Origin of the sequence: Klenkia sp. PcliD-1-E (assembly GCF_024124375.1) — a bacterium.
Classification (GTDB): Bacteria; Actinomycetota; Actinomycetes; order Mycobacteriales; family Geodermatophilaceae; genus Klenkia.
Genome location: NZ_JAMXRZ010000100.1, coordinates 1 through 14,822 on the forward strand (window position 1 = coordinate 1; position 14,822 = coordinate 14,822).

A 14,822-nucleotide genomic window follows, 5' to 3' on the forward strand; every position below is an offset into this window, starting at 1 on the left:
GCCGGACCCGCGAGCCGGTCCGCACCCCGGGGGACCGGCCGCGCCGACGCTGAGCCGACACCGCTCCGCCCCGACCCTGTGAGACTGACCCCGTGACCTCCGCTCCACCCACCCGTCCCCGTCCGGTCAGCGTCGTGCTGGCCGGCGGCGGCACCGGCGGGCACATCGAGCCCATGCTGGCCCTCGCCGACGCCCTCGTCCGCCGCACCGGCGCCCCCGGCGGCACCCCCCGGGTCACCTGCCTGGGCACCGCCCGCGGCATGGAGACCCGGCTGGTGCCCGCCCGCGGCCACGAGCTGCGGCTGATCCCGCCCGTCCCGCTGCCCCGGAAGCCCACCCCGGACCTGCTCCGGGTGCCCGGCCGGGTGCGCCGCGCCGTCGCCGACACCTGCGCCCTGCTCGCCGAGCTCGACGCCGACGTGGTGGTCGGGTTCGGCGGCTACGTCGCCCTGCCGGCCTACCTCGCCGCCCGCCGGGCCGGCGTCCCCGTCGTGGTGCACGAGCAGAACCCGCTGCCCGGGCTGGCCAACCGGGTCGGTGCCCGGCTGGCCACCGCCGTCGCCGTCACCACCCCCGGCACGCCGCTGCCCGGCGCGGTGCACGTGGGCATGCCGCTGCGGCCCTCCATCACCGGCCTGGACCGCGCGGCGCTGCGGGCGGAGGCCCGGGCGCACTTCGGCCTGGACGCCGACCGGCCCACCCTGCTGGTCTTCGGCGGCTCCCAGGGCGCCCGGTCGCTGAACACCGCGGCCACCGGCGCGGCCGCCGCGCTGCGGGCCGCGGGCGTGCAGGTGCTGCACGCCCGCGGCCCGAAGAACACCGAGGTCGCCGTCCCCGCCGGTGACCCTCCGTACGTGGTGGTCGACTACCTCGAGCGGATGGACCTGGCCTACGCCGCCGCCGACCTGGCGCTGTGCCGCTCCGGGGCGGTCAGCGTCGCCGAGCTGTCGGCGGTGGGGCTGCCCGGCGCCTTCGTCCCGCTGCCGATCGGCAACGGCGAGCAGCGGCGCAACGCGCTGCCGGTCGTGCAGGCCGGCGGCGGGCTCCTGGTCGAGGACGCCGAGCTGTCGGCCGGGTGGGTCGAGGCCACCCTGGTGCCCGTGCTCACCGACCCCGCCCGCCTCGCCGAGCTGGCCCGGCACGCCGCGGCCGCAGGGGTGCCCGACGCCGACGAGCGACTGGCCGACCTGACCCTGTCGGTGGTGCGGGCATGAGCGCCGCCGACGTCGCCGCCTGGCGCGACCCCATCCCGGCCCTCGACGACCTCGGCGCGGTGCACTTCGTGGGCATCGGCGGCGCCGGCATGAGCGGCATCGCCCGCATCCTGCTGGCCCGCGGCGTGCAGGTGTCCGGCAGCGACCGGAAGCAGACACCGACCACGGCGGCGCTCGCCGCGCTGGGCGCGCGCACCGAGGTGGGCCACGCCGCCGAGCACCTCGGGGACGCCGCCACCGTGGTGGTGTCCACGGCCATCCGCCCCGACAACCCCGAGCTGGTCGCCGCCCGCGAGCGCGGCCTGCGGGTGCTGCCGCGCGCCGTCGCGCTGGCCGCGGTGATGGCCGGCCGGCGCAGCGTCGCCGTCGCCGGCACCCACGGCAAGACCTCCACCACCTCGATGCTCACGGTCGCGGTGCAGGCCTGCGGCGCCGACCCGTCCTTCGCCATCGGCGGCGACCTCAACGAGTCCGGGTCCAACGCCCACGCCGGGTCCGGGGACGTCTTCGTCGCCGAGGCCGACGAGAGCGACCGGTCCTTCCTCCTGCTGGCCCCCTTCGCCGGCATCGTCACCAACGTCGAGGCCGACCACCTGGACAACTACGGCGACCTGGCCGCCGTCGAGGCCGCCTTCGACCGGTTCCTCACCACCGTCGACCCGGCCGGGTTCGTCGTGCTCTGCGCCGACGACCCCGGCTCGGCCCGGCTGCTGGGCGTGCCGACCTCCGGCGCCCGGCTGCTGACCTACGGGCAGGGGGCCGACGTCGACCTGCAGGTCCGCGACCTGGAGGTCGGCCCCGCGGGCACCAGCTGGACGGCGGTGCACCGCGGCGCCGTCCTGGGCCGGGTCACCCTGCAGCTGCCGGGCGAGCACATGGCGCTCAACAGCGCGGCGGCGCTGCTGGCCGGCCTGGAGCTGGGCTTCCCCGCCGCCGGGCTGATGGGCGGGCTGGCCCGCTTCGGCGGCGTGCACCGCCGGTTCGAGCTCAAGGGCACCGCGGCCGGCGTCCGGGTCTACGACGACTACGCCCACCACCCCACCGAGGTCGCCGCGCAGCTGCGCGCCGCCCGGTCGGTGGTGGGGGAGGGCCGGCTCGTGGTGCTCTTCCAGCCGCACCTCTACAGCCGCACCGCGGAGTTCGCGACCGGTTTCGGGCAGGCCCTGGGCCTGGCCGACGAGGTCGTGGTGATGGACGTCTACGGCGCCCGGGAGGACCCGGTGCCCGGGGTCACCGGTGCCCTGGTCGCCGACGCGGTGCCCCTGCCGCATGGCCAGGTGGCCTTCGAGCCCTCGTGGTCGGCGGCCGCCGGCGCCATGGCCGACCGGGCGCGCCCCGGCGACCTGCTGATGACGATGGGCGCCGGCGACGTCGTCCAGGTCGGCCCGGAGATCCTCACCGCCCTGGCCGAGCGCGAGCGCACCGACGGGGCGGGCTGAGCCGTGCCGCGGACGGGGAGCACCACCCGGGACCGCACCCGGGGTGCTCGCCGCGAGCGGCCCGGGCGGGGGCCCGGCGCAGCCGGGGTGACCCGGCTGCGCACCCGCCGGCAGCTGGACCCGCGGCGCCGGCGGCTGCTGGTCGCCGGGACGGTGGTCGTGCTCGCCGCGGTGCTGGCCTGGGTCGTGCTGGCCAGCCCGGTGCTGGCGGTGCGCACCGTGCAGGTCGACGGCGCGGTGACCCTCTCGGCCGACCAGGTGCGCGACGCCGCCGGGGTGGCCGTCGGCACCCCGCTGGTCCGGGTGGACACCGCGGCCGCGGCCGCCCGGGTCGCCGCGCTGCCCCAGGTCGCCGACGCCGAGGTGACCCGGGGCTGGCCGGACCGGGTGGTGGTCACCCTGCGGGAGCGGGTCGCCGTGGCAGTGGTGGTGCAGGGCGGCACGCGCTCGCTGGTCGACGCGGGCGGCACGCTGTTCGGGACCATCACCGGCGACCCGCCGCCGGGCACCGTCCCGCTGGTGGTCGCCGACCCCGGCCCCGACGACCGGGCCACCGCGGCCGCGCTGGCCGCGATCGTCTCCCTGCCCGGGTCGGTGCGCGACCAGGTCACCCAGGTCGCGGCCACCACCCCGGACGACGTCACGCTCACCCTCACCGACGGCACCACGGTGCTGTGGGGCGACGCCTCCCGGGCCGACCGCAAGGCGCAGGTGCTGGCCTCGGTCCTCCAGCAGCTGGCCTCCGGCGGCCTGGAGCCGGCCACCCAGGTCGACGTCAGCTCACCCGACGAGGTCGTCCTGCGCTGACGGGTGCAGGGTGGGTCCCGTGCCCGAGACCCAGCCAGCAGCCCAGCCCGCGTCCCGTTTCCCGGTGGCCGACCGCGCCACGCTGCCCGACGACCTGCGCGAGCGCTACGACGCCGTCGAGGAGAAGTCGGGCTTCCTGCCCCACGTGTTCGCCGCGCTGGCGCACCGGCCCGACGAGGCACGGGCGTTCTTCGCCTACCACGACGCGCTCATGGAGACGGGCACCCCGGGGCTGTCGCAGGCCGAGCGCGAGCTGGTGGTGGTGGCGACCAGTGCGGCCAACGACTGCCTGTACTGCGTGGTCGCGCACGGCGCGATCGCCCGCATCCGGGCCCGCGACCCCTACCTGGCCGACCAGGTCGCGATCGACTGGCGCAAGGCGCCGCTGGAGCCGCGGATGGTGGCGGTGCTCGACGTCGCCGTCCGGCTGGCGACCGACCCCGCCGCCGTCGTCCTGGCCGACCTGGACACCCTGCGCGGGCACGGGCTGACCGAGGACGACCTCTGGGACCTCGGCGCGATCGTGGCCTTCTTCGCGATGAGCAACCGGCTCGCGCACTGGGCGGCGATCCCGCCCAACCCCGAGTTCTTCCTCATGGGCCGGGTGCCGCGCGGCTGACCCGCGACACGCCCGGGGCGAATTCCTTCGTCAGGTTCTGCGCCCCGGTCCCGCGCGGTGTGCCTCGACCCCGGGATGAGACGCTGACGGCGCGGGTCGTCACCACCGGTGAGGCCGGTGTGACGCACGGGTCCGAGGGGACGGACGGGGACGGCGGGGTCGACACGCCGCTGCGCCGGAGGGTGCTGGCGTCGGGCAATCCGCGCACCTAGCGTCGCCCCCATCGCCCTAGGTGACATAACTATAAGGCTTAACCTGAGGATGAGGGTCCAGTTGGGGAGCGCAGCATGACACCTCCGCACAACTACCTCGCGGTCATCAAGGTCGTCGGCATCGGCGGCGGCGGCGTGAACGCGGTGAACAGGATGATCGAGGTCGGCCTCAAGGGGGTCGAGTTCATCGCCATCAACACCGACGCGCAGGCGTTGCTGATGAGCGACGCCGACGTCAAGCTCGACGTCGGCCGCGAGCTCACCCGCGGCCTGGGCGCCGGAGCCCAGCCCGACGTGGGCCGGCAGGCCGCCGAGGACCACCGCGAGGAGATCGAAGAGGTGCTCAAGGGCGCCGACATGGTCTTCGTGACGGCCGGCGAGGGAGGTGGCACCGGCACCGGCGGCGCGCCCGTCGTGGCCTCCATCGCCCGCAAGCTCGGCGCGCTGACCATCGGCGTGGTGACCCGCCCGTTCTCCTTCGAGGGCAAGCGGCGGGCCGTGCAGGCCGAGTCGGGCATCGACGAGCTGCGCAACGAGTGCGACACGCTCATCGTCATCCCGAACGACCGGCTGCTCCAGCTCGGCGACCGAAACGTGTCCGTGATGGACGCCTTCCGCACCGCCGACCAGGTCCTGCTGTCCGGTGTGCAGGGCATCACCGACCTGATCACCACGCCCGGACTGATCAACCTGGACTTCGCCGACGTCAAGTCGGTCATGTCCGGTGCCGGGTCGGCGCTGATGGGCATCGGCAGCGCCCGCGGGGACAACCGCGCGCTGCTGGCCGCCGAGCAGGCCATCGCCTCGCCGCTGCTGGAGGCCTCGATGGAGGGTGCGCACGGCGTCCTGCTGTCGATCTCCGGTGGCTCGGACCTGGGCCTGTTCGAGATCAACGAGGCCGCCTCGCTGGTCTCCGACGCCGCGCACGCCGACGCCAACATCATCTTCGGCGCCGTCATCGACGACGCCCTGGGCGACGAGGTGCGGGTGACGGTGATCGCGGCCGGCTTCGACGGCGGCAAGCCCAGCGGCACCGCCCGCAAGGTGGAGACCGCACCGGCGTCGTCGGGGTCCGCGGCGGGGGCGTCGTCGGTGCCCGCGCAGGCCCGCCCGGTCCAGCCGGCCCCGCAGCCGGCACCCCGGCAGACCGGCGAGCGGCTGGTCCCCGGCGCCGCCACCGGCGCGCAGCCCGCGCCGGCGCGACCGGCCTCCACGGGTGGTGGCATCACGGTCCCGCCGCTGCCCCCGGTCCCGGGTCCGGTCGGCGGCAGCCGCCGTCCGCTGTCCTCGGACGACTTCGAGGAGGAGCTCGACATCCCCGAGTTCCTGCGTTCCCAGTAACGACCGTGGCGCGCAACGATCCGGCCGTCCCGCCGGGTCGGTCCCCCCGCCCCCGGCGGGTGGTGACCGACCGGCGGGGCGGCCGTTCGTCGTCCCCGTACGACGCGTTCAACCTCGGCGGGCACGTCGGCGACGACCCGGCCGACGTCGCGGCCAACCGCGACCGGCTGGCCCGCGAGCTGGGCCTCGACGCCGCCGACCTGGTCTGGATGGACCAGGTGCACGGCACCGGCGTCGCCGTCGTCACGCAGCGGCAGACGGGCACCCCGCCGCAGGTCGACGCGCTGGTGACCGCCGTGCCCGGTCTGGTGCTGTGCGTGCTGGTCGCCGACTGCGTGCCGGTGCTGCTCGCCGACCCCGTCGCCGGGGTGGTCGCCGCCGTGCACGCCGGCCGCGAGGGCGTCCGGCAGGGCGTGGTGCCCGCCGCGCTGGCCGCGATGGCCGACCTCGGGTCGCGGCCGGGTGACGTGCAGGCGCTGCTCGGACCCGCCGTGTGCGGCCTGGACTACGAGGTGCCCCGGGCCATGCAGGTGCAGGTCGCCCGAGTCGCCGCCGACGCCGCCGTCCGGTCGCGCACCGGCACCCCGGCGCTGGACCTGCGGGCCGGGCTGACCCAGGTGCTGCGCGCCGCCGGCGTCGGCCAGGTCGTGCAGGACCCGCGCTGCACCGTGGAGGACCGGCGGCTGTTCTCCCACCGCCGCGACGGGTTGACCGGCCGGCAGGCCGGTGTGGTCTGGCTGGACCCGGCGTGAGCGGCCCGGCCGACCCCCCGGCCGGCTCGCTGGCCGACTCCTTCGCCGCCGTGCGGCAGCGCATCGCGGACGCCGCCCGCGCGGCCGGGCGCGACCCGTCCTCGGTGGCGCTGCTCGCGGTGAGCAAGACCCGCACCGCCGACGCCGTCGCCGAGCTCGCCGCCCTCGGCCAGCGCGAGTTCGCCGAGAACAAGGTGCAGGAGCTGGTCGCCAAGGCCGAGCAGCTGGCCGACCTGGGCCTGCGCTGGCACCTGGTCGGCCAGCTGCAGCGCAACAAGGCCACCGCCGTGGTCGGGGTGGGCGCGGTCGTGCAGTCGGTGGACCGGGTCTCGCTGGTCGAGCGGCTGGCCGGCGTCGCCGAGCGAGCCGGGACGGTCACCGAGGTCTTCGTCCAGGTCGACCTGGGCGGTCCCGAGGGGGTGGACGCCGCGCGCGGGGGACTGGCCGCGGACCTGGTGCCCGAGCTGGCCGACGCCGTCGCCGAGCGGCCTGCCCTGCGGCTGCGCGGGCTGATGGCCGTCGCCCCGCGCGGTGAAGAGCCCGGACCGGCGTTCGCCCGGCTGGCCGAGCTGGCCGACCGGGTCCGGCGCGACCACCCCGGCGCGGTCGAGCTGTCGGCGGGCATGAGCGGGGACCTGGAGCAGGCGATCGCGGCCGGCGCCACGACCGTGCGTGTCGGAACCGCGTTGTTCGGCCCGCGGCCCCTAGCCTCCGGGGCAGGACCATGAGTCACACCGGTCCCATTAGTCACGGATGACGACCAGCACAGAGAGGGGCCCTGGGATGGCCGGCGCCATGCGCAAGATGGGCATCTACCTCGGACTCGTCGAGGACGACGAGACGCGCGCCGCCTACGGGCGCTACGACGCGCGGCAGTCCGAGCACGACGACCGCCCCGATCGCCGCGACCGCTACCGCAGCGACTACCGGGACGACTACGACAGCCGCTACGACGCCTACGACTCGGCCTACCCCTCCACCGAGTACCCCTCGGAGGAGATCGCCCTCGAGGAGCCGGCCCCGGTCGTCGAGGCCCCGCTGCCCCGCCGCACCGGGCCCCGCCGGCTGGACCTGGCGGCCCCGGCCACCGTCGGCCCCCGCACCGGGGGCAGCCGCGCGGTGTCCGGCACGGCGACGTCGGGCCCCGTCGGCGCCACCGCCGCCGCGCTGGTCGAGCCCGAGCCGGCCCCGGCCCCGGCGCCGCCGGTGGCCCCGCCGGTCGCCGCACCGAAGGCCTACCGCATCACCACGCTGGTGCCGCAGACGTACAACGAGGCCCGCACCATCGGCGAGCGGTTCCGCAGCGGCGACGCCGTGCTGATGAACCTGTCCGAGATCGACGACGCCGACGCCAAGCGGCTGGTCGACTTCGCGGCGGGGCTGTCGTTCGGGCTGCACGGTAGTATCGAGCGGGTCACGGCCAAGGTGTTCCTGCTCTCCCCGGCCGGCACCGACGTGACCGCCGAGGACAAGGCCCGCATCCGCGAGGGCGGGTTCCTCAGCCAGCCCTGACCACCGGCTGCCGACGTCGAGCCCAGCCCCGAACGAGCGAGGACCGTGTCCCTTCTCTGGCAGATCGTGTCATCGGTCCTTCTGATCTTCCTGATCCTGCTGTTCGCCCGGTTCGTGGTGGACTGGGTGATGGTCCTGGCCCGCAGCTGGCGCCCCTCGGGTGCGGTGGCTGCCGGGCTGGAGGTCGTCTACGCCGCGACCGACCCCCCGCTCAAGGCGGTGCGCAAGGTCATCCCGCCGTTGAACCTGGGCAGCATCAGGTTGGACCTCGGGTTTATGGTGCTCCTGATCGCTGTGCTGATCCTGCGCAGCATCGTGGATTCACTGGCTGCCACCGCGTGACCAGTTCTGCCCTCCCAGGAGCGGTCCCGCGGTCGCGGCCACGCGCCGCCCGTGGAGACTGCTCCCTGTTCCTCCCGTCCGACCCGAGGTGACCCGATGCCACTCACGCCCGCCGACGTGCACAACGTCGTCTTCAAGAAGCCGCCGATCGGCAAGCGTGGCTACGACGAGGACGAGGTCGACGCCTTCCTCGACGTGGTCGAGGCCGAGCTGGCCCGGCTGATCGAGGAGAACAACGAGCTCCGCAGCAACGGCGGCGGTGCCCGCACCGAGGAGCGCCAGCCCGAGCCGGTCGCCGCGGCGGCCCCGCCGGTGCCCGTGCAGTCCCGCGAGGACGACGGCGTGCGCGCCTCCCGGATGCTGACCCTGGCCACCGAGACCGCCGACCGCTACGTCAACGAGGCCAAGCAGCAGGCCGACCAGCTGGTCGGCAGCGCGAAGACCAACAGCGACCGGATGCTGGCCGACGCCCGCGCCAAGAGCGAGCAGCAGCTGGCCGAGGCCAAGCAGCGCGCCGACGCGATGGTCGGCGACGCCCGCACCCGGGCCGACACGATGGAGCGCGAGGCGCGCGCCAAGGCCACCGCGCTGGACCAGGAGGCCGAGCGCAAGCACGTCGAGGTCATGGGCTCGCTGGAGGAGAAGCGCTCCAGCCTCGAGCGCAAGATCGAGGAGCTGCGCACCTTCGAGCGCGAGTACCGCACCCGGCTGCGCTCCTACCTGGAGTCGCACCTGCGCGACCTGGACAGCCGCGGCTCGGCCGAGCCGGCCTCCAACGCCCGGCAGAACACCCACGCCGGCGCCTGATCGCCCGCACCGCACCGGAGCCCCCGCAGACCCCCGTCTGCGGGGGCTCCGTCGTGTGGTCCCGGTTACGCTGCGGCCGTGCTCGTGCTGGCCGGTCTGCTCATCCTCGTCGCCGGGGCGCTGCTGGTCGGTGGCCTCGGCAACGGGCAGACGACCCTGCTCTGGTGCTCGGTCGGCGTCAGCGCCCTCGCCGCGCTCGCCCTGGTCGTGCAGTCGGTCCAGCGCCGCCGCGCCCTGGCCGCGAAGGCCGGGCCGGCCGAGCCGGCCACCGCGGACGCCCCCCGGGCCGAGGAGGCGGTCACGGCCGACCGGGACACGGCGTCACCGACCGCGACCGGTGCCCAGGCGGACGAGCCGGCCGCGGCCGAGATCGCCGCGCTGCGGTCCGAGCTCGCCGAGCTCCGCTCCGAGCGCGCCACGCACGCGGCACCCGCCCTGTCGTCCACCGGCGCCGCGGACGTGCCTGCCGGAACGGACGAGACCGCCACCGCCCCGGACGGTGCCGCCCCGGACGGTGCCGCCCCGGACACCACCGACGCCGCCCCGGCAGCCCGCTCCGCACCCGCGGGCCCGGGCACCGGGACGCACGCCGTCGTCCGGCCGATCGTGCTGGGGGAGGACGGCGAGCCGGTCGAGGAGGACGTCGTCGTCACCGACCTGCTGCTGGTCATCGACCTGACCGACGAGGTCTTCGTGGTCGACGAGCACCCCCGCTACCACCTCGACGGCTGCGCGGTCACCGACGGCCAGGAGACGTTCGGCCTGCCGCTGGACGAGGCGAAGGCCGACGGGTTCACCGCCTGCGGCATCTGCCGGCCCGACCGCACCCTGGCCGACGCCGAGCGCCAGCGGCGCGCCGCCGCCCGCTCCTGATCCACACCGGCCGGCGTGGCGTGGATCAGCTCAGCTGATCGACGTGCGTCCTGGCTCACCGGCGTCGGCGAGCCAGGACGGACACCGGTGAACCAGGTTGATCCACGCCGGGCCGGGGGTCAGGCGCGGGCGACCCAGATGCGGCCGCCGGCGGGGGTCTCCACGCCCTCGCCCGCGCCCGCCGCACCCGCGTGCAGCGTCGTCGCCAGCACCTCGCCGGCCAGCTGCTCGCCGGCCTCGGTGAGCGCCTGCGCCAGCTGGCCCTCGGCGGTCCACCACAGCTCGATCCGGTCGCTGACGTCGAAACCGGCGGCCTTGCGGGCGTCCTGCACCAGCCGGACCACCTCGCGCACCAGCCCGGCCCGCTCCAGCTCCGGGGTCAGCGCCAGGTCCAGCGCCACGGTCAGCCCGCCGCCCGAAGCCACCGTCCAGCCCTCCCGCGGCGTCTCGGTGACCACCAGGTCGCCGTCGGCCAGCGCGACGTCGGCGCCGTCCACGACCACCGTCGCCGAACCGGCCCGGTAGGCCGCCACCAGCGCGGCGGGGTCCTCGGCGGCGACGGCCCGGGCCACGGCCTGGACCTGCTTGCCCATCCGGCGCCCGACCGCCCGGAAGTCGATCTTGACGCTGACGTCGACCAGGTCCCCGCCTGCCTCGGCGACCGGGGCGAGCTCGGACACGTTGAGCTCCTCGGCCACCTCGGCGACCAGGTCCCGGGGCAGCTCGGCCCAGCCCGGGGCCGCCACCAGCGCGCGGGCCAGCGGCTGGCGGGTGCGCACCTTGGCCGACGTCCGGGCCGAACGGCCGAGCTCGACCAGCCGCCGGACGACGTCCATCTGCTCCACCAGCCGGTCGTCGCGCGCGCCCTCGTCGGCCTCCGGCCACGAGGACAGGTGCACCGAGTCGGGGGCGTCCACCAGGCCCGGCGCCACGACCTCCCGCCACACCCGCTCGGTGACGAACGGGGTGAAGGGCGCCATCAGCCGGGTCAGGCCGTCGAGCACCTCGTGCAGCGTGCCCAGCGCGGCCGGGTCGCCGTCCCAGAAGCGGCGGCGCGAGCGGCGGACGTACCAGTTGGACAGGTCGTCGACGAAGCCGGCAAGCAGCCGGCCCGCGGTCTGGGTGTCGAACTCCTCCAGCGCCTGCGTCACGCCGTCGGTGACGGTGGCCAGCGACGCCAGCGCCCACCGGTCCAGCAGCGGGCGGTCGGCCGCCGCCGGGGCGGGGGAGGCGGCCGGGTCCCAGCCGTTGGTCGAGGCGTAGAGGGTGAAGAACGAGGCAGTGTTCCAGTAGGTCAGCAGCACCTTGCGGACGACCTCGGACAGCGTCTCGTGCCCGACCCGGCGGGCCTGCCACGGCGAGCCGCCGGCCAGCATGAACCAGCGGACGGCGTCGGCGCCGTGCCGGTCCATCAGCGGGATGGGCTCCAGGATGTTGCCCAGGTGCTTGCTCATCTTGCGGCCGTCCTCGGCCAGGATGTGGCCCAGGCACAGCACGTCCTCGTAGGAGGACTTCCCGAACACCAGCGTGCCCACGGCCATGAGCGTGTAGAACCAGCCGCGGGTCTGGTCGATCGCCTCGCAGATGAACTGCGCCGGGTAGGCGGCCTCGAAGGCGTCGGCGTTCCGGTGCGGCGCGCCCCACTGCGCGAAGGGCATCGAGCCGGAGTCGTACCAGGCGTCGATGACCTGCCGGACCCGGCGGAACTCGCCCTCGACCCCGGGCAGGGTGAAGGTGACGTCGTCGATGAAGGGCCGGTGCGGGTCCAGGTCGGCCAGGTCGCGGCCGGTCAGCTCCGAGAGCTCCGCCAGCGACCCGACGGCGACCAGGTGCGCCGGGTCGAGCTCGTTGCGCCAGATCGGCAGCGGGGTGCCCCAGTACCGGTCGCGGGACAGCGCCCAGTCGACGTTGTTGTGCAGCCAGTCGCCGTAGCGGCCCCACTGCACGTTCTCCGGGTGCCAGCGGGTGGCCTCGTTCTCGGCCAGCAGCTGGTCCTTCACCACGCTGGTGCGGATGTACCAGGACGGCTGGGCGTAGTACATCAGCGGCGTGTGGCAGCGCCAGCAGTGCGGGTAGGGGTGCTCGTAGCGCTGCTCGCGCCACAGCACCCCCCGGTCGGCGAGGTCCTGCACCAGCGTGGGGTCGGCCGCCTTGAAGAAGTGCCCACCGACCAGCGGCACGTCGGCGGCGAAGTGGCCGGTGGCGTCCACCGGGTTCACCACCGGCAGGCCGTAGGCGCGGCACACCGCGAGGTCCTCGGCGCCGAACGCGGGGGACTGGTGCACCAGCCCGGTGCCGGAGTCGGTGGTGACGTAGTCGGCCAGCAGCACGAAGTGGGTGTCGCCCTCGGGGAACTCCACCAGCTCGAAGGGCCGCTGGTAGTGCACCCGCTCCCAGTCCCGGCCGGTGGTGGTGGCCAGCACCTCGTAGGGCACGTCGGCGCCGAGGACGGCGGCCACCAGCGGCTCGGCGACGACGACGGTCCGCTCACGGCCCTCCCGCTCGGTGCGGACGACGAGGTAGGTGACGTCGGGGTTCACGGCCACCGCGGTGTTGCTCGGCAGCGTCCAGGGCGTCGTCGTCCAGACCAGCAGGTCGGCCTCGCCGGCCCACGGGCCGCTCGTGATCGGCAGCGACACGTACACCGAGGGGTCGGTGACCGTCTCGTAGCCCTGGGCCACCTCGTGGTCGGACAGGCCGGTGCCGCAGCGCGGGCAGTACGGGGCGACGCGGTGGTCCTCGGTGAGCAGGCCCTTGTCGAAGATGGTCTTCAGCGACCACCAGACGCTCTCCACGTATTCGGGGTTCATCGTCCAGTACGCGGTGGACATGTCGACCCAGTAGCCCATCCGGTCGGTGAGCTCGGAGAAGTCGGCCACGTGCCGCTCCACCGACTCCCGGCAGCGGGCGTTGAACTCCGCGATCCCGTAGGCCTCGATGTCGGGCTTGCCGTTGAAGCCCAGCTCCTTCTCCACCGCGATCTCCACCGGCAGGCCGTGGCAGTCCCAGCCGGCGCGGCGGGGCACCGAGAAGCCCTGCATGGTCTTGAAGCGGGGGAAGACGTCCTTGAACGCGCGGGCCTCGATGTGGTGGGTGCCCGGCCGGCCGTTGGCCGTGGGCGGGCCCTCGTAGAACGTCCACTGCGGGCGGCCGGCGGAAGCCTCCAGCGAGCGCGCGAACACCTTCTCGTCGGCCCACTGGTCGAGCACCTCGTGCTCCATGGCCGGCAGGTCCACCTGGGCGGGGAGGGGGCGGAAGGGGGAGGTGGGGCTGCTCACGCAGCCCATCATCCCAGCCCGGGGACACCGGGTTGACCGGGTCGTCACCGGGCTGCGGGAGACTGGCCCCGTGGGGAGGCGCTGATGTCGACGACGGTCACCGTCGCGCTCGCCGTCGGCGCCCTCGTCGTGCTCACCGCCGCGGTCGCGCTGCGGGTCTCCGACCGGCTCGGCCTGCCCGCGCTGCTGCTCTACCTCGCCCTGGGCGTCGGGCTGGGGGAGAGCGGGCTGGGGATCCGGTTCTCCGACGTCGAGCTGACCCAGACCCTCGGCGTGGCGGCGCTGGTGGTGATCCTGGCCGAGGGCGGGCTGACCACCCGGTGGTCCGACGTCCGGCGGGCGGTCGGCCCCGGCCTGACGCTGGCCACCGTCGGCGTGCTGGTCTCGGTGGGCACCACCGCCTCCGTCGCGGTCTGGCTGCTCGGGTTCGACTGGGCCGGTGCGCTGCTGCTGGGCGCGGTGGTCAGCTCCACCGACGCCGCTGCGGTGTTCGCCACGCTGCGCCGGCTGCCGCTGCCCCGGCGGATGGCGGCGTCCCTGGAGATGGAGTCCGGGCTCAACGACGCCCCGGTCATCCTGCTCGTGCTCGTGCTCTCCGAGCGGCTGGCCGGCGGGGAGACCGCGCCGTGGTGGATCACCGCCGTCGAGGTGGTCGGCGAGCTGGCCGGCGGATCGGTCATCGGGGTCGGGGTGGGGATCGCCGGCGCCTGGCTGCTGCGCCGGGTCGCGCTGCCGCTGGCCGGCTTCTACCCGCTGGCCACGCTCGCGCTGTGCGTGCTGGCCTTCGCCTCGGCCGACCTGGTGCACACCTCGGGGTTCGTCGCGGTCTACCTGGCCGGGCTGGTGCTGGGCAACGCCCCGCTGCCGCACCGGGCCGGCACCATCGGGTTCGCCGAGGGCATGGCCACCCTGGCCCAGATCGGGTTGTTCGTGCTGCTGGGACTGCTGGCCAGTCCTGGCCGGCTGCTCGACGTCGTGCCCGAGGCGCTGCTCGTCGGGCTGGCGCTGCTCCTGGTCGCCCGCCCGCTGTCGGTGGTGATGAGCCTGTCCTGGTTCCGGGTGCCCTGGCCGCAGCAGGCGTTCATCTCCTGGGCGGGGCTGCGCGGTGCGGTGCCGATCGTGCTGGCCACCTTCCCGATCGCGGCCGCCGTCCCCGGTGCCACCCGGGTCTTCGACATCGTCTTCGTCCTCGTGGTCGTCTTCACCGTGGTGCAGGGCGGGTCGCTGCCGGCGGTGGCCCGGCTGCTGCGGATCGCCACCCCGGTCACCCCCCGCGACATCGACGTGGAGTCCGCGCCCCTGGACGAGCTGGGCGCCGAGCTCATGCAGCTGACCGTCCCGCCGGGCTCCCGGCTGCACGGGGTCTACCTGCCCGAGCTGCGGCTGCCCGACGACGCTGCCGTCGTCCTCGTCGTCCGCGACGGCACCCCGTTCGTGCCCGATGCCGACACCCGGCTGATGCGCGGGGACCAGGCCCTGCTGGTCTCTGCCCGCGGCTCGCGGGCCGAGGCCGAGCGCCGGCTGCGGGCGGTCAGCCGGGCCGGCCGGCTGGCGACCTGGCGGGGCGAGACGGGCCGGCCCACCGAGGTCGACTAGCGCCAGGCGTCCAGCAGCGCGCTCGCCGTG

Annotated in this window: 13 protein-coding genes; 12 read left to right on the forward strand and 1 reads right to left on the reverse strand. The window is 75.3% G+C overall.

Annotated features, from left to right (window positions below; all coding sequences use genetic code 11):
• Positions 1–92 precede the first annotated feature (92 nt).
• The 11 genes from murG (at position 93) to NH342_RS17395 (ending at position 9,918) form a co-directional block, all read left to right on the forward strand.
• Entirely contained in the window at positions 93–1,214 is a 1,122-nt protein-coding gene (gene murG / locus NH342_RS17345) for an undecaprenyldiphospho-muramoylpentapeptide beta-N-acetylglucosaminyltransferase (RefSeq protein WP_253016611.1), read from the forward strand.
• Positions 1,211–2,653, forward strand: a complete 1,443-nt coding sequence (murC, locus tag NH342_RS17350) for a UDP-N-acetylmuramate--L-alanine ligase (RefSeq protein ID WP_253016613.1) — start codon at positions 1,211–1,213, stop codon at positions 2,651–2,653. The genes murG and murC overlap by 4 nt, the downstream gene beginning before the upstream one ends.
• 87 nt (positions 2,654–2,740) lie before the next feature.
• A complete protein-coding gene (locus tag NH342_RS17355; RefSeq protein WP_253016615.1) occupies positions 2,741–3,460 on the forward strand; it encodes an FtsQ-type POTRA domain-containing protein in 720 nt (239 codons plus the stop codon).
• Positions 3,461–3,479: 19 nt separating this feature from the next.
• Positions 3,480–4,079 (forward strand): peroxidase-related enzyme, encoded by a 600-nt coding sequence (locus NH342_RS17360; protein ID WP_253016618.1) that lies wholly within the window; start codon positions 3,480–3,482, stop codon positions 4,077–4,079.
• Between the two features lie 287 nt (positions 4,080–4,366).
• Positions 4,367–5,632 carry a cell division protein FtsZ gene (gene ftsZ, locus NH342_RS17365; protein ID WP_253016620.1) on the forward strand — a complete coding sequence of 422 codons (1,266 nt, stop codon included), beginning with the start codon at positions 4,367–4,369 and terminating at the stop codon, positions 5,630–5,632.
• A gap of 62 nt (positions 5,633–5,694) precedes the next feature.
• Positions 5,695–6,384 (forward strand): peptidoglycan editing factor PgeF, encoded by a 690-nt coding sequence (pgeF, locus tag NH342_RS17370; RefSeq protein ID WP_253016622.1) that lies wholly within the window; start codon positions 5,695–5,697, stop codon positions 6,382–6,384.
• Positions 6,381–7,112 (forward strand): YggS family pyridoxal phosphate-dependent enzyme, encoded by a 732-nt coding sequence (locus NH342_RS17375; RefSeq protein ID WP_253016624.1) that lies wholly within the window; start codon positions 6,381–6,383, stop codon positions 7,110–7,112. The genes pgeF and NH342_RS17375 overlap by 4 nt, the downstream gene beginning before the upstream one ends.
• A 55-nt stretch (positions 7,113–7,167) precedes the next feature.
• Entirely contained in the window at positions 7,168–7,896 is a 729-nt protein-coding gene (locus tag NH342_RS23930) for a cell division protein SepF (RefSeq protein WP_305884940.1), read from the forward strand.
• 45 nt (positions 7,897–7,941) lie between these two features.
• Complete coding sequence (locus tag NH342_RS17385; protein ID WP_253016626.1) at positions 7,942–8,238, forward strand: YggT family protein; 297 nt, start codon at positions 7,942–7,944, stop codon at positions 8,236–8,238.
• Between the two features lie 96 nt (positions 8,239–8,334).
• On the forward strand, positions 8,335–9,045 hold the full coding sequence (locus tag NH342_RS17390) for a DivIVA domain-containing protein (protein WP_253016628.1): 711 nt from the start codon (positions 8,335–8,337) through the stop codon (positions 9,043–9,045).
• Between the two features lie 78 nt (positions 9,046–9,123).
• A complete protein-coding gene (locus tag NH342_RS17395) occupies positions 9,124–9,918 on the forward strand; it encodes a hypothetical protein (protein WP_253016630.1) in 795 nt (264 codons plus the stop codon).
• A gap of 119 nt (positions 9,919–10,037) precedes the next feature.
• On the opposite strand, the gene ileS is transcribed toward NH342_RS17395, so the two are convergent.
• The gene (gene ileS / locus NH342_RS17400; protein ID WP_253016632.1) at positions 10,038–13,205 is read right to left on the reverse strand and encodes an isoleucine--tRNA ligase; all 3,168 of its coding nucleotides are present in this window, start codon (positions 13,203–13,205) and stop codon (positions 10,038–10,040) included.
• Between the two features lie 75 nt (positions 13,206–13,280).
• On the opposite strand from ileS, the gene NH342_RS17405 reads away from it, so the two are divergent.
• Positions 13,281–14,792: a potassium/proton antiporter gene (locus NH342_RS17405; RefSeq protein WP_253016634.1), complete on the forward strand. Its 1,512-nt coding sequence runs from the start codon at positions 13,281–13,283 to the stop codon at positions 14,790–14,792.
• Positions 14,793–14,822: the final 30 nt, after the last annotated feature.